At 33.4% G+C, this 22,542-nt stretch carries 23 protein-coding genes; 15 read left to right on the forward strand and 8 right to left on the reverse strand.

Translation table 11 applies throughout. The annotated features are described in order from the left end of the window. The first annotated feature begins 11 nt into the window (after positions 1-11). Together ED556_RS14025 and ED556_RS14030 are read left to right on the forward strand one after the other, a co-directional pair. Positions 12-401, forward strand: a complete 390-nt coding sequence (locus ED556_RS14025; RefSeq protein WP_296325242.1) for a PUR family DNA/RNA-binding protein — start codon at positions 12-14, stop codon at positions 399-401. A gap of 91 nt (positions 402-492) precedes the next feature. Next, positions 493-2,997: a M14 family zinc carboxypeptidase gene (locus tag ED556_RS14030; RefSeq protein ID WP_296325245.1), complete on the forward strand. Its 2,505-nt coding sequence runs from the start codon at positions 493-495 to the stop codon at positions 2,995-2,997. Positions 2,998-3,002: 5 nt separating this feature from the next. Here the strand turns inward: ED556_RS14030 and ED556_RS14035 are convergent, their stop codons facing one another. Continuing rightward, positions 3,003-3,338: a tRNA-binding protein gene (locus ED556_RS14035; protein ID WP_296325248.1), complete on the reverse strand. Its 336-nt coding sequence runs from the start codon at positions 3,336-3,338 to the stop codon at positions 3,003-3,005. A gap of 14 nt (positions 3,339-3,352) precedes the next feature. On the opposite strand from ED556_RS14035, the gene ED556_RS14040 reads away from it, so the two are divergent. Continuing rightward, positions 3,353-3,913: a thioredoxin family protein gene (locus ED556_RS14040; protein WP_296325250.1), complete on the forward strand. Its 561-nt coding sequence runs from the start codon at positions 3,353-3,355 to the stop codon at positions 3,911-3,913. On the opposite strand, the gene ED556_RS14045 is transcribed toward ED556_RS14040, so the two are convergent. Both ED556_RS14045 and ED556_RS14050 read right to left on the reverse strand, forming a co-directional pair. Continuing rightward, complete coding sequence (locus ED556_RS14045) at positions 3,910-4,632, reverse strand: energy transducer TonB (protein ID WP_296325254.1); 723 nt, start codon at positions 4,630-4,632, stop codon at positions 3,910-3,912. The two genes, ED556_RS14040 and ED556_RS14045, sit on opposite strands and share 4 nt — an antisense overlap. A 90-nt stretch (positions 4,633-4,722) precedes the next feature. Next, positions 4,723-6,873, reverse strand: coding sequence for a TonB-dependent receptor (locus ED556_RS14050; RefSeq protein ID WP_296325257.1), 2,151 nt, complete (start codon positions 6,871-6,873; stop codon positions 4,723-4,725). Between the two features lie 224 nt (positions 6,874-7,097). On the opposite strand from ED556_RS14050, the gene ED556_RS14055 reads away from it, so the two are divergent. Together ED556_RS14055 and ED556_RS14060 are read left to right on the forward strand one after the other, a co-directional pair. Continuing rightward, positions 7,098-7,592 (forward strand): RNA polymerase sigma factor, encoded by a 495-nt coding sequence (locus ED556_RS14055; protein WP_296325259.1) that lies wholly within the window; start codon positions 7,098-7,100, stop codon positions 7,590-7,592. 4 nt (positions 7,593-7,596) lie between these two features. Next, complete coding sequence (locus ED556_RS14060; RefSeq protein WP_296325261.1) at positions 7,597-8,211, forward strand: hypothetical protein; 615 nt, start codon at positions 7,597-7,599, stop codon at positions 8,209-8,211. An 11-nt stretch (positions 8,212-8,222) separates the two neighbouring features. Here the strand turns inward: ED556_RS14060 and ED556_RS14065 are convergent, their stop codons facing one another. Both ED556_RS14065 and ED556_RS14070 read right to left on the reverse strand, forming a co-directional pair. Beyond that, the gene (locus ED556_RS14065) at positions 8,223-9,020 is read right to left on the reverse strand and encodes a lysophospholipid acyltransferase family protein (protein WP_296325263.1); all 798 of its coding nucleotides are present in this window, start codon (positions 9,018-9,020) and stop codon (positions 8,223-8,225) included. Positions 9,021-9,067: 47 nt separating this feature from the next. After that, positions 9,068-9,709: a CoA pyrophosphatase gene (locus ED556_RS14070; RefSeq protein ID WP_296325265.1), complete on the reverse strand. Its 642-nt coding sequence runs from the start codon at positions 9,707-9,709 to the stop codon at positions 9,068-9,070. Between the two features lie 2 nt (positions 9,710-9,711). Between ED556_RS14070 and ED556_RS14075 the strand changes: the two genes are divergently transcribed. Both ED556_RS14075 and ED556_RS14080 read left to right on the forward strand, forming a co-directional pair. Continuing rightward, positions 9,712-10,407, forward strand: a complete 696-nt coding sequence (locus ED556_RS14075; protein ID WP_296325267.1) for a peptidylprolyl isomerase — start codon at positions 9,712-9,714, stop codon at positions 10,405-10,407. Positions 10,408-10,472: 65 nt separating this feature from the next. After that, positions 10,473-12,617, forward strand: coding sequence for a M3 family metallopeptidase (locus ED556_RS14080; RefSeq protein WP_296325268.1), 2,145 nt, complete (start codon positions 10,473-10,475; stop codon positions 12,615-12,617). 11 nt (positions 12,618-12,628) lie between these two features. Here the strand turns inward: ED556_RS14080 and ED556_RS14085 are convergent, their stop codons facing one another. Both ED556_RS14085 and ED556_RS14090 read right to left on the reverse strand, forming a co-directional pair. Then, a complete protein-coding gene (locus tag ED556_RS14085) occupies positions 12,629-13,246 on the reverse strand; it encodes a trimeric intracellular cation channel family protein (protein WP_296325270.1) in 618 nt (205 codons plus the stop codon). Between the two features lie 147 nt (positions 13,247-13,393). Then, the gene (locus ED556_RS14090; protein WP_296325272.1) at positions 13,394-14,110 is read right to left on the reverse strand and encodes an RDD family protein; all 717 of its coding nucleotides are present in this window, start codon (positions 14,108-14,110) and stop codon (positions 13,394-13,396) included. Between the two features lie 35 nt (positions 14,111-14,145). On the opposite strand from ED556_RS14090, the gene ED556_RS14095 reads away from it, so the two are divergent. The 8 genes from ED556_RS14095 (at position 14,146) to ED556_RS14130 (ending at position 21,948) form a co-directional block, all read left to right on the forward strand. After that, entirely contained in the window at positions 14,146-15,150 is a 1,005-nt protein-coding gene (locus ED556_RS14095) for a stage II sporulation protein M (RefSeq protein WP_296325275.1), read from the forward strand. 5 nt (positions 15,151-15,155) lie between these two features. Then, a complete protein-coding gene (locus ED556_RS14100) occupies positions 15,156-16,040 on the forward strand; it encodes a hypothetical protein (RefSeq protein WP_296325278.1) in 885 nt (294 codons plus the stop codon). Next, positions 16,041-16,772, forward strand: coding sequence for a DUF4129 domain-containing protein (locus tag ED556_RS14105; RefSeq protein WP_296325280.1), 732 nt, complete (start codon positions 16,041-16,043; stop codon positions 16,770-16,772). After that, on the forward strand, positions 16,769-17,989 hold the full coding sequence (locus tag ED556_RS14110) for a DUF4350 domain-containing protein (RefSeq protein WP_296325283.1): 1,221 nt from the start codon (positions 16,769-16,771) through the stop codon (positions 17,987-17,989). Before ED556_RS14105 ends, ED556_RS14110 begins: the two co-directional genes overlap by 4 nt. After that, on the forward strand, positions 17,971-18,981 hold the full coding sequence (locus tag ED556_RS14115; RefSeq protein ID WP_296325285.1) for a MoxR family ATPase: 1,011 nt from the start codon (positions 17,971-17,973) through the stop codon (positions 18,979-18,981). Before ED556_RS14110 ends, ED556_RS14115 begins: the two co-directional genes overlap by 19 nt. 12 nt (positions 18,982-18,993) lie before the next feature. After that, complete coding sequence (locus ED556_RS14120) at positions 18,994-20,325, forward strand: DUF58 domain-containing protein (RefSeq protein WP_296325286.1); 1,332 nt, start codon at positions 18,994-18,996, stop codon at positions 20,323-20,325. Positions 20,326-20,474: 149 nt separating this feature from the next. Beyond that, complete coding sequence (locus ED556_RS14125) at positions 20,475-20,888, forward strand: DUF2141 domain-containing protein (protein ID WP_296325288.1); 414 nt, start codon at positions 20,475-20,477, stop codon at positions 20,886-20,888. A 121-nt stretch (positions 20,889-21,009) separates the two neighbouring features. Beyond that, positions 21,010-21,948 (forward strand): LysR substrate-binding domain-containing protein, encoded by a 939-nt coding sequence (locus tag ED556_RS14130; protein WP_296325291.1) that lies wholly within the window; start codon positions 21,010-21,012, stop codon positions 21,946-21,948. 26 nt (positions 21,949-21,974) lie between these two features. On the opposite strand, the gene ED556_RS14135 is transcribed toward ED556_RS14130, so the two are convergent. After that, positions 21,975-22,172: a hypothetical protein gene (locus ED556_RS14135; RefSeq protein WP_296325295.1), complete on the reverse strand. Its 198-nt coding sequence runs from the start codon at positions 22,170-22,172 to the stop codon at positions 21,975-21,977. Between the last annotated feature and the right edge of the window lie 370 nt (positions 22,173-22,542).

Genomic DNA, 22,542 nt, shown 5'->3' on the forward strand with positions numbered 1-22,542 from the left:
TACATTAAATTATGGGTAATTACGATACAATGGATAAGGAGGAAATATTCTCGAAAGTTCTTAGAGCTGGACGCAGAACATATTTCTTTGATGTGCGCGCAACTAAAGCTGGTGATTATTACTTAACCATTACTGAAAGCAAAAAGTTTACAAATGATGATGGCTCTTTCCATTACAAAAAGCATAAAATTTATCTTTATAAAGAAGACTTTTCTGAGTTTAAAGAGATTTTAGCTGAAATGACAGATTACATTATCGATGAAAAAGGAGAAGAAGTTATTAGCGAACGTCATCAAAAAGATTTTAAGAGAGAAGACAATGATTTTGAAGCTCAAGAAGCAAAAACTCCAGAAGACACTAGTACAGATAGCTTTACGGACATTAATTTCGAAGATATATAATTTCAGTTGTTAAAGTATTTTAAAAGCCGTTACCTTAAGTAACGGTTTTTTTATTTTTATATCCTAGATAACCACTAACCCACCAAATAGCATGCAACGCATTTTATCTTTAGCACTCTTATTTATTACGATTTCTTTTTATGGTCAATCTAATGTTGACCTTTCGTATTACTTACCCAATGATGTTCAATACGACAATAACATACCTATGCCAAAAAGTATTATAGGTCATGAAGTTGGCGAATGGCACATAACTCATGATAAATTAGTGCAATACATGTATGCACTTGCACAAGCTTCAGATAGAATAACTATTGAAAATAGAGGTAAAACCTTCGAAGATCGACCATTGCTTCTATTAAAAATTACATCACCAGCAAATCATAGTAGGCTAAGCACTATTAAGCAAGAGCATGTTAAGGCTACACAAATAGATAATACTGATACAAATAGACCAATTGTGGTGTATCAAGGATTCTCCATTCATGGTAATGAATCCAGTGGTTCTAATGCTGCTTTAGCTGCAGCATATTATTTGGCTGCGGCACAAGGTCCGAAAATAGACGCCCTTTTAAACAATACTGTTATACTTTTTGACCCATCTTTAAATCCTGATGGTCTACAAAGGTTTGCATATTGGGCCAATACAAATCGTAGTCAAAATTTAAATCCCGACCCAAATGACAGGGAATATAGTGAGGTATGGCCAGGTGGACGTACCAATCACTATTGGTTTGATATGAATAGAGATTGGCTACCAGTACAATTACCAGAATCTAGAGTAAGAATTAAAACGTTTCATGAGTGGATGCCAAATATATTAACGGACCACCACGAAATGGGTACTAATTCTAGTTTTTTCTTCCAGCCAGGAATTCCTTCAAGAACACATCCACTAACCCCAAAATTAAATCAAGATCTTACGAAGCAGATTGCGACTTATCATGCAAAGGCACTAGATAAAATTGGCTCATTATATTATTCAGAAGAAAGTTTTGATGACTTCTACTACGGAAAAGGCTCTACATTTCCTGATATTAATGGTGGTATTGGTATTTTATTTGAACAAGCTAGTTCTCGCGGACATATTCAAGAAAGTGTTAATGGTCTATTGACGTTTCCATTTACGATAAGAAATCAATTTACGGCAGCACTATCTACATTAGAAGCAGCAAACGGAATGCGAGAAGATATTTTAAACTATCAACACAACTTCTTTAAAAATGCAAGAAATGAAGCGAAAAAGGAAGGCAAAAAAGCCATAGTTTTTGGAGATGAAAAGGACGCAGCTCGCACCTATCATATGGCTGAGATTCTTAAACGTCACAATATAAAGTTTCATGATGTTAAAGCCGATTTCTCTGTAGATGGAAAGCAATACAAAAAAGGCTATAGTTATATCGTTCCAAAAAACCAAAACAATACAAGGCTAATTAATGCCATGTTCGAAAAACGAACTCAGTTTAAGGATAGCCTATTTTATGATATATCTGCGTGGTCTTTTCCATTAGCTTTTAATTTAGATTATGCTGAAACTACAACTGCAGAAGCTGGAGCCGAAATCAATGATTTGAAATTCAAAAAAGGTGGTGTAAGAGAAAAGAGTAATTATGCCTATTTGACCGAATGGCATGAGTATTATTCACCAAAGTTTTTGTATCAAGTGCTAAAACATGGTATTCGTGTTAAAACAAGTCAAAAGCAGTTTAAGGCTAACGGAAAATCTTATGATTATGGCACGTTAATGATACCTGCTCAAAATCAAAGCTTATCTAACGAAAAGCTTTTTAAACTATTAGATAAATTGGCTCAAGAAAGTCATATTTCTATTGATGCTGTTTCTACAGGACTTAATGATGGTATCGATCTAGGAAGCAATAATTTTAGACCATTACAATTACCAAAAATAGCCTTATTAGTTGGTGATGGTATGACCTCTTATGATGCTGGCGAAATTTGGCATTTGCTTGACACACGTTATAATATTCCTGTTACAAAACTAGACACTAAAAACTTTTCGAGAGCAAATTTGAGTCGCTATAATGCCATTATTATGGTTAATGGTTCTGGCTTAAATGAAGGAAATACGAAAAAGTTACAATCTTGGATAAGAGACGGCGGAACCCTTATAGGTTACAGACGTGCTTTGAATTATCTAAACGGAAAAAAATTCATGAAAATTGAATTTAAAAAACCAAAGCTAGTTGCCAAAAATATTACAAGAGAACAACGTAGTAATTTTAGAGGTGCACAAGTTATTGGTGGTGCTATATTTGAAACTAACTTAGACCGTTCTCACCCGATAAATTTTGGTTATAAAAACAGCACTTTGCCAATGTTTAGAAATACTACATTGTTTGTAAAACCAGATAAAAACAGTTATAACAACCCAATTCAATACACAAAAGATCCGCTTCTAAGTGGTTATATCTCAAAACAAAATCTAGATAGTTTATCTGGTACTGTCCCGTTAAAAATAGGAGGCTTAGGGCGCGGTAAGGTCGTTGCTTTTACGGACAATACTAACTTTAGAGCATTTTGGTATGGCACCAATAAGTTATTGATGAATGCTATTTTTTTTAGAGAAGAACTTTAAGCATTCTAAGATACTTGTGCCCCATTTTTAACCTTAGTCTCTGGATGTAACAAATAAACATCGTTTGCTTTTACTGCACCCATTACTAAGCATTCACTCATGAAGTTGGCTATTTGTTTTTTAGGAAAGTTTACAGTTGCTACAACCTGTTTACCTAACAAATCTTCTTTAGTGTAAAGCGTAGTAATTTGAGCTGAAGATTTCTTGATACCTAAATCCCCAAAATCAATAGTAAGCTGATATGCCGGGTTTCTGGCTTTAGGAAAATCATTGACTTCGATTATAGTTCCAACGCGTAAATCTACCTTTGTAAAGTCTTCAAATGTTATTATCTTTTCCATATAATTAAATTAAAATGGCACTAACTCCATCTAATATGTTGCCGCTTGGCACAAAAGCTCCTGATTTTACATTAATTGACACTAAAGATAATATAAGCAAATCATTATCTCAACTTAAAGGTGAAAATGGCACCCTAATTATGTTTATATGCAACCACTGCCCTTTTGTTATTCATGTTAATGAGCAACTGGTTAGTTTAGCCAATGACTACAAGTCTAATGGGATAAGATGTATTGCCATTTCTAGTAATGACGTTGCAAATTATCCGCAAGATGGTCCTGAGTTAATGAAAAAGCACGCAAAAGATAACCACTATCCTTTTCCTTATCTCTATGATGAAACTCAAGACGTAGCTAAAGCTTACGATGCAGCTTGCACTCCCGACTTCTTTTTGTTTGATGGTAATGACGAATTAGTTTACGCAGGACAACTAGACGATTCTCGCCCTGGTAATGGCATCCCAGTTACAGGTAAAGACTTACGAACTACAATTGATGCCCTATTAAATGGAAATGCAATTAATCCTGATCAAAAGCCAAGTATGGGTTGTAATATTAAGTGGAAAACTACTTAATTTCTATTGAGCTTAAAAGTGATGGGAATACTATAAGGTACACTCACATTTTTGTCTCTCTGCTTTCCTGGTATCATTTTAGGTAAAATACTAATAATGCGTTCTGCTTCTGTTTCTAGTAACTTATCTGGACCTCTGCTTTTTATATTGGTAACCTTTCCTTGTTTATCAATTAAGAAAAATACATAAACTTTACCTGTAATTCCCATATTCTGAGCGACTTCTGGGTACTGAAAATTGTTTTGCAAATGTTCTGTAATTTTTCTTTGAAAACAAGACCTTAATTCATCATTACTACCTTTACATCCAGGAAATGTTGGTACGCGTTCAATAACTGCAAAAGGCACCTCTATATCTTCTTCTACCTCTTCTACATCAACTTCCTCTACCGTTATTACGTCTTCGATAACATCGTCTTGGGTAATCTCTGTACTCTCTAATATGGTTTCTTCGACTTCAGCAACATCTTCAACAACTTGAATAGTTTGGACAACCACTGTCTTTGGTGGTGGTGGAGGTTTAATTTCGATATTGGTAATAGGAATATCTTCTTCTAACTTTTCATTCAGCATTAAAATATCTGTTTCAGTTAGCATTTTATCATAGGTTTTGTATTCAAGTCCAAAATATGTAAACAGTAACATGATGTTAAGACCAACAGCAAAATACAAGCTACTGTTTCTTCCTACATCAGCTCTAGGATTCTTTTTTAATTCCATGATTTCTAAAGTTTTATACTATAAAATTAATGAGTACACCTTAGAAAAAGCATGACAAATGTCATACAAAACAAAATTCAAATCCAAGCATTATAAATTATCTAACTGATTGTCTGTTCCTTTCTCACTGATTGTCCAAAAGAAGCCAACAAAAAAGAATTGATCTGTAGCTGGTCTTAAAGCACGCCTATCGAATAAACCATTCGCATTTGGTGTATTGGCATATTGATATCCAGTAATATTATTAAATCCAAACACATTATTTACTGATAGATATAAAATCTTTTGCGGCGTTAACAAATAGGCCCAGTTAAAGCTAATGCTATTAAAGCTCTTTGCTTTAGCTCCTAAAAATTGATTAGTATTTGCATCTGTATATGGACGACCAGAAGCATGCACATAATCTAACCCAACCTGACTCTTAAGGTCATCTATCCAATACTTACCTACTATAGAAAAGTTATGCTTGCTTGCAAAATTTGGTTGAGCAGATGTTGGAAAATTGCGGTAATTACGTTGTGTGTCAAGTAAAGAGTAGCTTACCCAATAATCCAAATTCTTGATACTTGTATTATCTCTCCAAAAAACATCTAAACCTTGAGCATAGCCATCACCATCTGAAGTAAAATTACTAGTGCTGGTTTCGAAGTCCGTATCAAACTTCACTAGATTATCATAATCTTTTCTGTAGAGCTCAGCCCTGAAAATACGGCCTTTATTAACGTATTGATAGTTAAGAATATAATGTGATGTTTGCTGCGGTACTAAGTTTTGAGTAAACTTTAAAGCCGCTGAATTTGGGTTTTGATAAAAATTACCATAGGCTAAAGACACCTGACCATTTTCAGATACCTTATAAGCTAATGCTGCTCTTGGTGCTACATTAAAACTATCAAAAATAGAACTATAGTCTGCTCTTAAACCAACTTTTAATGCTAAATCTTTTGAGAACACAAAATCACCTTCGGCAAATCCAGAAGAAATATTATTATTAAATCCGTAAGTATCACTAAAAAATGGGTTTGAGAAATCTTCATTGAAATCAGTTAAAAACTGCTCTACACCAAAATTAAGTTTAAACCTGCTATTAAAACGCTTTTTGAGTTTCAGTTTAAAATGAAATGAATTTTCTGCATCATCAATAGCATTAATGTCTATACCAACCTTATTTCTAGCATGTGTATAGCTCAAGCCAGTAGTCAAACTCCAGTTATTTTCTAAGACACCTTTGTAAGATGCATTGGTATAGACGTTTTTGTTGTTAAGCTTAAAATCTAAACCATTGGGGTCATTAATATCTTCTTGCGTTAACTCAAAATCAGTGATATCAAAAGCGGCATAAAACTTTAATGTACCATTATTAAATTTTCGTCTATAAACCGCTTCACCTTGAGCAGCTTGTAATGGTCTTCGCCATTCGTTTCTATTTTCAAACACTTTAAAATATGGGTCTAGATTAATATAAGAAGTATTTACACTTAGTGAAGATTTCTCCCATTTTTGAGTATTACCTATTGCACCACCAACTGTCATTATACTTATATCTGTCTTTTCTTGATCTGGTTCGTCAATAGTATTTAAAAGCAATACACTAGATAATGCTTGTCCATATTCCGCAGAGTAACCACCTGTTGAGAATGTAATTCCGTCAAATAAAAAAGGTGAATATCGACCTCTAGCTGGTAAATTATTGGTAGTTGGCGTATAAGGTGTAAAGACTCTAATGCCATCAATAAATATTTGGGTTTCATCGGCATCACCACCACGAACAAATAATCGCCCATCTTCAACATTATTAGATGTACCAGGTAAAGTTTGCAATGCTGCGACAAAATCTCCTAATGCACTCGCAGTCGTAACCACATCCAAAGGTTTTAAAACCGATACCTTACTATTATCATTAGCTTCAAATGTACCTGCAGAAAGTACAACGGTATCTAAAGCATTTACATCTTCTCGAAGTTTTACTTCTAATTTATTTAATAATGAAACATCTAGAACTATGGTTTTTGTTTCGTACGATAGAAATGAAACAACAAGTGCTTGTGTACCTTTTTCTTCTGTTGTAAATTCAAATTTACCTTCATCATTTGATGTAGCGCCATCATAAGTGCCATCAAGATATACATTGGCTCCAATTATTGGGTTCCCTTTAACATCCATTACTTTACCAGACACTGTAGATTGAGCGTTAGATGCAACTGCACAAAGAAGAAAGATGATGAGTTTAAGCGTTTTCATATGTAATATTTAACTGTTCGTTTTGATTGATGAAGCAAACTTCCATATTATCACTTATGACAGAAATTTTAAATTACCGAACTGTAATTTTTAAATGATGAATTGCGTATAATCTCAATGCTGTGTGGCGTTATTATATTAATTGCAATATTTAATCAAAAAACATGTAACATAACACTATATTTGACTACTAACTGATAAACTATTCCAATCAAAATAACCTATTGAGTAAAGAACTTGAACATAGCTTTGTAGAGCGGCTTCAAAAACATCAAAATATTGTGCATAAAGTTTGTAGACTTTACACCAATAATCAAGATGCACATAACGATTTGTTTCAAGAAATAACAATTCAGTTATGGCGAGCATATCCAAAGTTTAGGGGTGATAGCAAGTTTAGTACATGGATGTATCGTGTTGGGTTAAATACTGCCATTACTTTATACAGAAAATCTAAACGTAGAATTCAAACAGATGATTTTGACGCGTATCAGTTTAAGATTAAAGCTGATGAATACGATAGCACTGAAGAAGAGCAACTCAAATTAATGTACAAAGCTGTACACCAACTCAATGATATAGAAAAGGCACTTGTGTTCTTATATCTTGAAGATAAAGACTATAGAGAAATAAGTGAAACGCTTGGTATATCTGAAGTAAATGCACGTGTAAAAATGAATCGTGTTAAAAAGAAATTAAAGGCAATACTAAATCCGTAATGATATGGATGAATTAGAATTATTAAAAAAAGATTGGCAACGTAATACTGTGGAATACCCAGAGTTGTCGTACAACGAGATTTATAAAATGTCTCATGCGAAATCTTCGAGCATTGTAAAATGGATATTTTACATAAGTTTAATAGAGTTTGGAATAGGCTTACTTTTACTGCTTATAAATCCAAAAATTGAAGGTCAAATTCAGTTTCCTCAATGGATAGAAATCTTATCTATTTTAACCTTTCCTGTTATTGGATACTTTATTTATCTATTCTACAAAAATTATATAAACATCACAGCCACTGATAATGTAAAAACGCTGATTAAAACCATATTAAAAACAAGACGTACGGTAAAGTATTATGTATTGTTTAATTTAGTTATGGCTGGTATATTTTCTTGCGTTGGCCTTTATATAGGTTTCGTTAATTCTGCTGGAGGTGCCGAACAGTTTAACGCTACAGCTCATTTTGCTGAGTACGCCAAACTAGGACTTGTTATTGCACTAGTAACAGGCGTTATCATTTCCTTTATATACGGTATATATTATTTACTATACGGAATTTTATTAAAACGCTTAAATAGAAACTATAAAGAACTGAAAAAGTTAGAAGTGTAATTCTTATAAAATTACCAATCGCGAAGTTTATTAAGTCTTTCACGTTCTTCTAACACTTCTTGAGGTATTACTTTTAAGAATGAAGGATGTTGCTCAATAGCATACTCAATCTTTTCAACAATTTCTGCAATAGATTCATTCTCGTAATCTATTTCTAGCGGTTTTTTAACTTCGAAAGATTGATAAATATTTTTCTTTTTTACACGCAGCCCTTTCTTATCAAAAGAACGTCTAAAACCATCAATTACTATAGGTACAACTAACGGTTTGTATTGTTTAATGATATGCGCTGTTCCTTTACGAATAGGCTTAAAAGGCGTTGTTGTACCTTGAGGAAACGTCACAACCCAACCGTCATCAAGGGCTTTTTTTATAGCACTAATATCACTCATCTTAACCTGACGATTAACATCTTGACCCTTTGAGCGCCATGTACGCTCTATACTAATTGAACCAGTGTAAGCAAAAATCTTAGGAATTATACCCGATTTCATGGTTTCTTTGGCGGCAACGTAATACATATTAAGCTTAGGATTCCATAAATAGCCCACATTTTTAATGTTATCTAATCGACCGCTTAGGCTAGCATTAAATACATGAAACATGGCTATAACATCAGCAAAATAAGTTTGGTGATTAGATATAAACAATACGTTGGTATCTGGTAAGTTTTTAATGATTTCAGAACCTTCGATTTGTAATTCGTTAAAACCTCTAAACCGTCTGTGTGTTAACAATCCTAAGATTCTAATCAACCATTTTTTTACAAAAAGAATGTGCCCAAAAGGATTGGTTTTAAATAAACCCATAGTAAATTATCACATTGTAAGACAGCAAATGTAATAAAATCTAGTGCTTAGAGAACATCTTTTAATAATACTTTAATTTCGCTAAGCATCATAGCAGTTGCTCCCCAAACCACATGACCATTTAATTTAAATGCAGGTACCTCAACCTTAACATTATAGCTCGTGCTAACTTTTTTGGTGATGATATTTATATCGTTTAGTAAATCGTTTAAGCTTACCTCAATAATCGATTCTACTTCTTCTTCTTGCTTTACAAAATTCAATTCTGTTTTTGAAACGCCAAAAAAAGGGTACACCATAAAATTGCTTGGTGGAATATAAAGTGGTGATAATTCTTTTAAAACTTCTACTTGAGTAATTGGTATACCAATTTCTTCCTCAGTTTCACGGAGTGCCGTTTCTTTAAAATCAGCATCGCTTTCCTCAACCTTACCACCAGGGAATCCCACTTGAGCAGAGTGGACACCTTTATATGATTTTCTTAAAATAAGCACTAACATAGTTTCGTTTTTAGTACTTGGGTAAAACAAAGCCATAACGCCAGCCTTTGATGCTGTTTTTCGTTTTTCTTTATACTTTTCTGCAAGTTGTAATCTAAATGGTGGCGATAGTTTTGCGTGCGCTTCTTCACCAAGTAATGGAAGATGTTTTATATTTACAACTGAATCTAAAAATGTACTAAAGTTCATATATGAGATTTATAATTCTCCTTTGCGTCCTTATTTTATTTAATTGTGAAGATAAACAAACTTCGAAACAAAATACCAAGGTCGTTACTAATACTACTCCTGAAAAAAAAGCTCCTGAAAAAAAGAAAAAACCAGAGCGCGAGTATCCAAGATTAACTGATGATAATGCGATGCAATTCTTTTTGGAATACGATAAAAAACATAAGGAAAACAAAGTACGCATTGTTACCGATTTTGGAGATATAGATATTCTACTTTACGATAAAACAAAGTTTCATCGTGCCAATTTCATTTTCTTAGCAAAACAAGAGTATTTTAATTACACTCAGTTTTACCGTGTAGTACCAAACTTTGTAATACAAGGTGGAAGTAGCGATGGGATGAACATTGCAAAACGACGACGAAAGATTGGTCGCTATTTATTACCGCCAGATACCAAAAAAGGATATACACACAAACGTGGTGCGATATCTATGCCAAGCAGCGAGATTGAAAATCCCTATAAGTTGGCTTCTCCATATCAGTTTTTTATTGTTAATCGTAAAGGCGGTGCTCCATTCTTAGATGGTGATTATACGGTATTTGGAGAGGTCATTAGAGGTATGGATGTGGTCGATAAGATTAATGCTGTTGAAACTGATGACGGCGAATGGCCTATTGAAAGTGTTTATATCAAAACTGTTGAGATATTAGAATAAATTTAATAGTCTTCAAATTCTATTTTCATAATTTGCACTTGCAAACTAATAAATTCTCCTATATTATGATTTCTAAATCAATAAGAGCTATAACAATCTGTAGCTTAATATTAGTAACTAGTTGTAAAGAAGACACTAAAACTAATGACGAACTAATGACAGACAATCTATTACTTAAAGAATGGACTGGTCCATATGAAGGTGTTCCAGCTTTTGATAAAATGAAAGTTGAAGACGTAAAAGATGCTGTTGAAAAAGGCATGGAATTAAACTTGACAGAAATCGATGCCATCGCAAATAGTACAGATGCACCAACATTTGACAATACTATTAAGGCAATGGAAAGTGCTGGTAAAACCTTAAATCGTGTATTTACGTATTACGGAATTATGTCTAGTAATGTGTCTAGTCCTGAGTTTAGAGCAGTACAAGCAGAGCTAGCGCCTAAGCTTTCAGAGTTCAATTCTAAAATTACCCAGAACGAAAAGTTGTTTCAACGTATAAAGGCTGTTTATGAAGCATCTCAACAAACACCTTTAGAGGCAGAAGCACAACGTGTCGTTGAACTTACATATAAGAGCTTTGAAATGAATGGTGCTAATCTTGATGCTGAGAAGAAAAAGCGCTATGCCGACATAAATAAAGAACTCTCAACACTCTACACTAAATTTAGTAATAACGTTTTACACGATGAAGAAAATTATGTAACCTACTTAACCAAAGACCAGCTAGGTGGTTTGTCTGATGCATTTATAAATTCTGCTGCAAAAATTGCTACTGATAAAGGTGAAGACGGAAAGTATGCCATTGTGAATACGAGATCATCAATGGATCCATTCTTAACCTACTCAACAGAACGTGGGTTAAGAAAAACAGTTTGGGAAAATTATTATTCTCGAGGTGACAATGGCGATGACTATGACAATAACCAAATCATCGCAGATATTTTAAAGCTACGTAAAGAACGTGTGGGTTTACTCGGTTATGATAATTATGCTCAGTGGCGTTTACAAGATCGTATGGCAAAAACTCCTGAAAATGCAATGGATTTAATGACTAAAGTATGGCCAGCAGCTACAGCAAGAGTGAAAGAAGAAGTTGCAGATATGCAAGCTGTTGCTGACGAACTTGGAGATGACATAACGATTGAACCATGGGATTATAGATACTATGCAGAAAAAGTTCGCAAAAAGAAATACGACCTTGATAGTGATGAAGTAAAACAATACCTTCAGTTAGATAAATTACGTGAAGCTATGTTTTTTACTGCTAATGAGTTATTCAATTTTAAATTCACTCCTGTAGTTGAAGGTACAGTACCAGTATTTAACGAAGACGTAAAAGTTTGGGAAGTAACAGATAATGATTCTGGTAAACATGTTGGTTTATGGTATTTAGACACCTATGCAAGAGAAGGAAAGCGATCTGGTGCTTGGGCTACAACTTATAGAAGCTATACAAGTTTTGAAGGTGAGACAAATGTGCTTGCATCTAACAACAACAACTTTGTAAAACCTGCGCCTGGAGAAACCACATTAATCTCATGGGATGATGCTACTACACTATTCCATGAATTTGGACATGCATTGCACTTTTTCTCTGCCAATGTTAAGTATCCTACACTAAATGGTGGTGTAAGAGATTATACAGAATTTCAATCGCAATTACTTGAACGTTGGTTATCGACTGATAAGGTTATTAATCAGTTTTTAGTTCATCATGAAACAGGAGAACCTATACCAGCTGCTTTGGTAGACAAAATAAAAAAGGCATCGACCTTTAACCAAGGATTTGGTACCACAGAATATTTAGCATCAGCTCTAATGGACATGAAACTGCATTTAGCAGACCCAACAGATATAGACATTGATACCTTTGAGCGTGAAACTCTAACAGAACTAGGTATGCCTAAAGAATTACCTATGAGACATAGAACACCACACTTTGGTCATGTATTCTCTGGTGAAGGTTATGCAACTGCGTATTATGGTTACATGTGGGCAGATGTATTAACAAGTGATGCTTCTGAGGCGTTTAAAGAAGCACCTGATGGCTTTTATGATAAAGAATTAGCTGATAAGCTAGTTAAATATTTATTTGCTCCTCGAAATGCTATGGATCCAGCTGATGCATACCGATTGTTTAGAGGTAGAGATGCTAAAATTGAAGCTTTGATGAGAGATCGTGGCTTTCCTGTTGTAACAGAATAATATTCACTGATTTATTCAGTATTCTTATTTGCATAAAGACTTGGCAGTGTTACTTTAAATATCACTGCTAATAGTCTTGCTGCAATCACAACTATTCCTGAAACAAGGAATATAATATTTGAGTCTTCTATTATTGGCAATAACAAAAAGTAAACACAGCCACCTAATATACAGGCTGTAGCATAGACTTCTTTACGGAAAATCACAGGTATTTCATTACACAAAATATCTCTGATAACACCCCCAAAACAAGCAGACATAGTACCTAAAGTCACACATATTATTGGGTGTAAATCTACGGCAAGTCCTTTTTCTATACCTATTACAGTATACAATCCAATTCCTATTGTATCAAATAAGAATAATGAGCGTCGGAGATGTTTAATATAATTTCTAAATAAAACTGCAAAAACTGTAGCCAAAGAAATTACCAAGATAAAGGTCATATCGGTCATCCAAAATACAGGTGTAGCTCCGATTAAAATATCACGTAATGTTCCGCCGCCAACTGCAGTAACAAAAGCAATTATAAACACTCCAAAAGGATCCATTTTTTTGTTCATTGCCACTAATACACCAGATATAGCAAAAGCAATGGTTCCTAAAATATCTAAAACTTGAATGAACATGATTAATTAATTAAAAAGACACTTCGACAAGCTCAGTGTAAGCGATTCACACATATTTTTTTCAAAAATCTGGTTCACTGAAAGACACTTCGACAAGCTCAGTGTAAGCGATTCACACATATTTTTTTCAAAAATCTGGTTCACTGCTTACATGTTTTGAGTGTAATAGTTATAGTCTTTAATAACTTTCGCAACAAAATCTACAGGATTTTCTTTAGGCTCAACTTGCATTACTTTTTGTAGACGTGTACTAATATTCAAAATGATATTGTGGTTGCCCTTAAAAATAGCTTCATCGTAAAGATTTTTTACTGTTTGAATATCCGAATCGCTTAGTACGGTTACTTGACTATATGTAGGCACATAATCTAATGGAACTTCTTGAAGAATGGTATCATGAATCGTAATTTCTTCTTTTTCACTTATAACTGTAGTACCAGCAGCGATATCTCCAATACGTTGACCATTACCTCGAATTAAAATAGTCAATGTAGCTAAACCTCCAAACGTTAATACTACATCTACTATACGTAATATCCATCGCACAAAATAATTAGCGAAGCTTGGTTTAGAGCCATCGACTTTTACAACACGAGTTCGCATAGCTAATTTGCCTACAGTTTTTCCATTCCAAAACGTTTCAAGCAAAACATAATACAAAAAAGCTGGTAACGATATCAATAAATATACTGCCCACATATCGCCAAAATCCAAATCTAATGCACCAAGCAACAAAAATGTAGCTATCGTATAAATTAAGATTATTACACTATCTATAAGATAAGCCAACATACGATCACCAATGTGAGCGGCGTTTTGATTAATGCCTACATTTTGGGCCGTTTCTATTTGAAATTCATTCATATTTTCTTTTCTTTGGTAGTCTAAAGATTGACTACATGCGCGAGGCTGCTTTCGTGAAGCAAAATAAAGATAAATGGTTAGAATTTGAAACCATTCTTTCAAATAAAACTAATCTAGATCCAGATTTACTTTCGGATATATATATTGAGATTACTGACCACCTCAGCTACGCCAAAACATTTTACAAAAACAGTAATACAGAGCGCTATCTTAATCAGTTAGCTTCAAAAGCGCATCAGTTTATTTACAAAACCAAAAAAGAACCTAAGAATAGACTAATTTCTTTTTTTAAAACTGAATTTCCATTGATGTTTAGACAACATCACAGAGAATTACTAATCGCATTCTTAACCTTTTCGTTTTTTGTTTTTGTAGGTGCATATTCCACGGCCAATGATGATGACTTTGTAAGGACATTTGGTTTGAGTGACGGTTATGTAAACATGACTTTAGAGAACATTGAAAATGGTGACCCAATGGCCGTCTATAAAGAACAAGGCGAGTTCAATATGTTTTTAGGTATTACGATTAACAATATAAAAGTTGCGCTGTTTGCTTTTGGTTATGGTATACTATTTGGGGTTGGTAGCCTCTATATAATGATGCGCAACGGTATTATGCTTGGAAGCTTTCAGTATTTCTTTTTTCAACAAGGCTTACTTTGGGAATCTGCCAGAACGATATGGATTCATGGTACTATTGAAATCTCCGTTATTATAATTGCTGGCTGTGCTGGTTTAGTATTGGGCAACGGATTATTATTTACTGGCACTTATACACGTCTTGAGGCTTTTAAGCGTGGTGTAAAAAATGGATTAAAGATCTTAATAAGCACAATTCCTTTTTTTATAATAGCTGGTTTTCTTGAAGGCTTTGTAACAAGACATACCGAAATGCCTGATTGGCTAGCCATATTAATTATAGGTGGTTCGCTTGCATCGATACTATTCTACTATATAATTTACCCTATACGACTACATAAAAAATTAGCAGAACAAGACGCTAATAGAAACGAAATTTTATTACAACTTATAGATTAACACTGATGACCAGACCTTATATCGAATTTAGAAAACAACGTGACTTTGGGTTATTACTTTCTGATACGTTTGCATTTTTAAGAACAGAATTTAAGCCTTTTTTAAAAACCATTTTTACAATTTCTGCGCCTGCATTGATTCTCTTTGTCATATCCATGGCTTTCTATACGTATGTGGTTGGAGACGTTTTTAATATTGACACTTATGGCGGTACTGAGCTAGACTCTTCCAACCCAATTATAATTATACTTACGGCATTGATTTATATTCTGAGTATGGTTTTTGCGTTGATATTTGTTAGTTCATCGTCGCTCCATTATATAAAATCGTATATAGAAAATAAAGGTATTGTTGAAGTTCAGGATGTAAGAAGAAATGTGTCAAAAACATTTTGGGGCTACTTAGGACTTGGATTTTTAAAATACTTATCACTCTTTTTTGCCGCTGTACTATGCATACTTCCTGTGTTTTATGTTATGGTCCCGATGTTTATAGTGTACTGTATTTATGTTTTTGAAAGTAGACGCGGGGCAACCGATTCTTTTAGTTATAGCTTTTATCTTATTAATGAAGACTTTTGGTTAGCTCTAGGAAGCATGATTGTGCTCTTTATTATAATGTATGTACTTAGTCTTGTTTTTTCTATACCAACAGCAATATATACCTATGCAAAAATGGGTATATTTTCTGGAGAGATTGACCCAGCTGGGATGGATATATTTACGGACCCTATTTATATTTTAATGAATGTAATATCTACGCTTTTTTCAATATTACTTAATCTCATAACCATTGTAGCAAGCGCATTTGTCTATTTTCACCTCAACGAAAAACGAAACTTCACTGGGACTTACGAACGCATTAGTAACATTGGAAAAATAGAAGAGTAAATGCGTAACGTAATACTAGTCTGCTTATTTCTAGGATTTGGCTTTTTTGCTTTTGCGCAAGAAGAAAAGCGACCAGACTATTATGACGATTCTGTTATCGAAAAACAAACGATCTCTGAAGAGGACATAGAAACTTATAAGTCTGACGAAGATTTTGATTATACCGAAGCAAAAAAAGAAGAGAACTTCTTAGACCGGTTTGTACGCTGGTTAAGAAATATTTTGACGCAATTTTGGGAAGCAATTTTTGGCGTAGGCACAGCCTCAGGATTTATATATTTTGTATTTAGAATACTACCTTATATACTATTAGCAGTGTTAATATATCTACTAGTTAGGTTCTTCCTTAAGGTTAATTCTAATGCCATTATGGGCAATACTCAAGGTAAAGGTGAAGTTATTTACTCCGAAGAAGAACAGATTATAAAAAATGAAGATGTCAATGCTTTAATAAAAGAAGCTGTTAGGCAAAAGAACTTTAGACTGGCTATTAGATACTACTATCTATTGTCGCTCAAGTACTTAACCGAAGCTAAAAGCATTGAGTGGCAACCGCAAAAAACAAATGAAGATTATATAAAAGAACTTAAATCTACAGACTTAAGGTTTGATTTCGAAAATATTACCAAAATCTACGATTACGTTTGGTATGGCGAATTTGCTGTTAATGAAGTGAGATTTGAAAGCCTTAAACTTCCGTTTGAATCATTACATAAATCGATTAAAAATTGAGTAAAAAAGGCAAAATATATATCGGACTATTGGTAATGACTATTCTCGCTCTAGTAGTTATAGAGATGAATAAGCCTAAAGAGATTAATTGGTTTCCATCGTATGCAACCCATCACAAGATTCCTTTTGGTAGTTACGTTTTTGATCAGCAATTAAAACGTATTTCAGACTCTGTTATGCCTATCGAAAGACCTCCATACGAGTATCTGAAAAAGAACACTATAAACGGAACTTATATGTTTTACAATGGTGGTATAACCTTTGGCGAAGCAGAGCTAGAAAGTCTTTTGGATTGGGCTTATGCAGGAAATACGCTTGTTGTATCTGCAATAGACTTTGAACAGCGTCTACTCGACACCTTAAACCTAGAAACCGAGTCTGTAAATATTTTTAATAATTTCGAGAATAGATTCCAGCTAAAATTAGTTAATAGCAGACTAGAAAAAACCTTATATAAATTTGATAAAGCGTCTACCCTATTTCATTTCTCAGCAATAGATACACTCCAAACAAAAGTTATTGGATTAATTGATAAGCTCGAAGCTGAGCAAGACTCATCTAACACGTCATTAATAAACGTTATTAAACAACCTTTTGGTAATGGAGAAATCATTCTGAGTACTTTTCCACAAGCATTTACAAACTATTTTATTCTACAATCACCAAATCAAGATTATACGGCGGGCTTATTATCGTACCTAGATACATCCCAACCAATTTATATCGATAAGCATTATAAATCAGGTAAAAAGTTTTATACATCACCAATGTATTTGTTTTTAAACACTAAAGAATTAAAATGGGCATATTACCTGATTCTAATTGGTGTTGTATTCTACATCATTTTTGAAGGAAAACGCAAACAACGTGCTATTCCAATTGTAAAACCATTAAAAAATCAAACTGTAGATTTTACAAGGACAATTGCTAACATGTATTACGAAAGCAGTAAACATAAAGAGATTGCACAACATAAAATTCAGCATTTCCTGGATTTTATAAGGCGCCAATTGTATCTGAGTACATCTGAAATAAATTCAGACTTTTTGAAAAACCTTGCTGCAAGAAGCAATAATACATTAGAAGATACAACGAGTCTTTTCAATTATATTGGGCAGATTAATAAGCTCAACGCAATAAATAATATTCAATTAGAACGATTAAATACTTTAATAGAAACATTTAAATCCAATAATCAATGGAACACCAAGACATAAATGAAGAACAAGAAAATAGCAATCTAGATTTTAACAACAGGATACCACTTGAGGATTTAAAAAATGCTGTAGATGCTATAAAACAAGAGTTAAGAAAAGTAATTGTTGGGCAAGATAATTTTGTTGAGTTGCTTATTGTTGCACTTTTAGCCGATGGGCACGTATTAATAGAAGGCGTTCCGGGTATTGCCAAAACAGTCACTGCCAAACTCTTTGCAAAAGCCTTGAAAACCGATTTTAGTCGTATTCAGTTTACCCCAGATTTAATGCCAAGTGATGTTTTAGGAACATCGGTTTTAAACATGAAATCTTCAGAATTCGAATTCAAAAAAGGACCTATTTTTTCGAATGTTGTTCTTATTGATGAAATTAATCGTGCTCCAGCAAAAACACAGGCTGCGCTTTTTGAAACAATGGAGGAACGTCAAGCTACAATAGACGGAACTACTTATAAATTTGATCCGCCTTTTATGGTATTGGCAACACAGAACCCAATTGAGCAAGAAGGAACTTATGCGCTACCCGAAGCTCAATTAGATCGTTTCATTTTTAAGATAAAGGTAGATTATCCGTCATTAGAAGATGAAGTAAAAATTATAGCATCTCATCACGAACGCAAAGGCGAAGCACCTCAAGCATCGATTGAATCTGTATTAGATATGACATCACTCGCAGATTATAAATCCAAAACTCAAGAGGTAATAGTTGAGCCTAAGATTATACAATACATAGCGGAAATTGTGACTAAAACTCGTAATCATCCTCATCTGTATTTAGGTGGTTCTCCAAGAGCATCTATTGCCATATTAAATACCGCAAAGGCATTTGCAGCAATTAATGGCCGTGATTTTGTAATTCCAGAAGACATTAAAAAGTCACTTAATCCGGTATTAAATCATAGAATAATACTTACGCCAGAGCGTGAAATGGAAGGCATGACTACCGAGAATGTTATTGAGATGATTGTACAATCTGTAGAAGTACCGAGATAATAAGATTTAGTTTTGAAATTCTTTAGGTCGTTATACATACACGGACAATTCTACACTTATATTGCTATAGGTGCACTTTGCTTTGTGCTTAGCTTTTGGTTTCAAGTATTTTATAGTATAGCATGGATTTTTACTACTGCTCTAGCAGTTTTATTATTTATAGATATTCTTACACTTTATCAACCTAAACATGGCATTAGTGCAAGAAGAATACTTCCTGATAAGTTTTCTAATAGTGATAACAATCCGGTTTCAATAACCCTCATTAACAACTATAAAATAAAATCAATTATTGATGTTATTGATGAATTGCCTGTACAGTTTCAGAAAAGAGATTTTTCGTATAAAATAGATTTACAACCAAAACAAATCCATGATTTTGAATATTATGTCAGACCCATTGAACGTGGCGAATATTATTTTGGGCATTTAAATATCTACGTATCTTCAATATTAAAGATTGTAAAACGTAAATATCAATTTCAGAATGAGCAAATGGTAATGGTATATCCATCTATCATTCAGATGCAGAAGTACGACTTTTTAGCAATTAGTAACAGACTTACAGAAATTGGTTTAAAGAAAATTAGACGTATTGGTCATACATCAGAATTTGAGCAAATAAAAGAATACGTTAGAGGTGATGATTTTAGAACTGTTAATTGGAAAGCCACAGCAAAGCATGCTCACTTAATGGTAAATCAGTATCAAGATGAAAAGTCGCAACCCATTTATTCTGTTGTCGACACAGGACGTGTAATGAAAATGCCATTTAATGGTTTAAAATTACTGGACTATGCTATAAATTCTACATTAGCTTTTAGCAATGTTGCGCTAAAAAAGCAGGATAAAGTAGGTATGCTTTCGTTCTCAAAACAGATTGAATCATTTTTGCCTGCCGTGAATAAACTCACGTATCTCAACCGGATATTAGAATCACTTTACAATATAGACACGCAGTTTACAGATAGTGATTATGGCTTGTTGTATGCGCAACTAAAACGAAAAGTGACCCATAGAAGTCTTATACTACTTTACACAAACTTTGAACATTTAAGTGCACTAAAACGACAAATGGCTTATCTGCAGGCAATCTCTAAAAAGCACATGCTTGTAGTAATTCTTTTTGAAAATACGGAGCTGGAAGAAATCATACGAGAAAATGCTGAAGACTTACAATCTATTTATCACAAAACTATTGCAGATAAATTTGCTTTTGAAAAGCGTCTAATGGTTAAAGAACTTCAAAAACATGGTATACAGAGCATTTTAACACCTCCAGAAAAATTGACAATAAACACTATTAATAAATATCTAGAGATTAAAGCTCGTGGATTATTATAAAAAAATTCCTGGAGGGTTCGTTATTTAAATACATCTCTAAACCAAAAGATTACATTTCAACTCGTTTTATCTACAATTCAGTAAGTCTTATTAGAATTAATAATGATAGGATTGGATATTTGTACCATCAATAACAAAATACAATCATCATGAAAAATTTAATCGTATCAGTTTGCTTAGTAATCGTATCCTTTATGTCTTTTGCACAAGAAGGAGTGACCATAACAGTAACCATTGACAATGTACCAAACAACGAAGGTGTAGTTGCCTTAGCATTACATAAAGAAAGTACATTTATGAAAGCAGCACCTATTATGGCAAAGACGTCAAAAATTGAAGGTAATAAAGTTGTAATTACCTTTGAAGATGTTACTGCTGGAGAATATGCTATTCTTGGAAACCATGATGCTAATGAAAATGGAAGAATGGATTTCAGAGAAAATGGGATGCCTATCGAAGCCTATGGTGCATCTAATAATGTCATGAACTTTGGACCACCACAGTTCTCAGATGCCAAGTTTATAGTTAAAGATTCAAATATTAGCTTAAACATTAGATTCTAAAAAAACTTTATTCATCAATCAATCAATTAAAGACTTCAATAATTTTGAGGTCTTTTTTTCTGTCGTATAGTATAGATAAAACATATAGTTTTATTAATTTTGATAGACTAAATAAATACTTATGACTATCACTCAGCTTAAATATGTTTTAGCAATTGCAGAACATAAGAACTTTACTAAAGCCGCAGAGAAATGTTTTGTAACACAGCCAACATTAAGTACACAGATTCAAAAGTTGGAGGATGATCTTGATGTCATCATTTTTGATAGAGCTAAAAAGCCCATTGAGTTAACTGAAGTTGGGCGCAAAATTGTGTATCAAGCTCGCAATATAGTCGATGAAGCCGATCGTATTCAAGATATTGTAGACCAACAAAAAGGGTTTATTGGTGGTGAATTTAGGTTAGGAATTATACCAACCGTAATGCCAACATTACTTCCAATGTTTCTTAAAAACTTTATAAAGAAATACCCAAAAGTGAAACTCAAAATTGAAGAATTGACCACTGAAGAAGTTTTATCTCGAATAAGTGATGGACACCTAGATGCGGCGATTGCAGCTACACCATTAGAAAATGATAATATAAAAGAACGTGTACTTTATTACGAGCCTTTTATGGCTTATGTTCCAGAAAACCATAGACTAAAAGACAAAAAAACAATTGAGGTAAATGATCTAGATATTGAAGATATGTTATTATTAGAAGATGGTCATTGCTTCAGAGATGGTGTTATTAATTTGTGTAAAAGTTTAAAACAAGCTGAAGATGATCATTTTCAATTAGAAAGTGGAAGTATAGAAACCTTGATTAAATTATCTAATGAAGGTTTAGGAATGACTCTATTGCCATATCTCCATACACTAGACTTTAGAGAAAAGCTAAGCCATAATCTTAGACATTTTAAAGAACCATCGCCTGCTCGCGAGGTAAGTATTATTTATCATAAAAGTGAATTGAAAATGCAAATCATTAATGCAATGTATAATGAAATATCTGGAATTATACGAGGTGCTATTGCATTTCAGAATGTCGAAATTATTAGCCCTTTACCAAAATAAAAAAAGCGACTATTAAGTCGCTTTTTTTATGCTTTTAAATACACCAAACATTGATTTAATTCTGGATTTTGATGTATCAATCTTTTAATAAATATTTTTAATTCTTCTAATTCATGAGGTAGTAAACGTTTAACAGCTTTTTGAACTTCTTTACAAAAAAGTGTCGCGTCGAAACTTACCTTACTGAGTATGGTCTTAGTATACTCAAACATTGCTCTCGCCATCTTTAATACAGGGGTTTTTTTAGTTAAACGAAAGGTAGTTTTTAATCTATAGGCAATTAATTAGTTGACCCTAAGTTACCAAAAAAATATTTAGTAGATTTTTATAGCCTAAAAAATTAACAGGCTATTATGTTAAAAATTCACGACAAACGGTAATAAACCTAGACCATATAACGATAAAAGCGGAAAACCTTATTTCAGAAATTCCGCTTTACTTTATTAATTGAAAACTAAGTATCCTTTTTAATAACCTGGATTTTGTTGCTCTCCAATACCAGGATTAGCATTAATCTCTACAATAGGAATTGGTAATGTAAACCTAAAATCACTAGCAGCTAATGTACATGCTCCACTTTGGATATTACAAGCT

Source organism: Winogradskyella sp., assembly GCF_003712105.1.
Taxonomy (GTDB): domain Bacteria; phylum Bacteroidota; class Bacteroidia; order Flavobacteriales; family Flavobacteriaceae; genus Winogradskyella.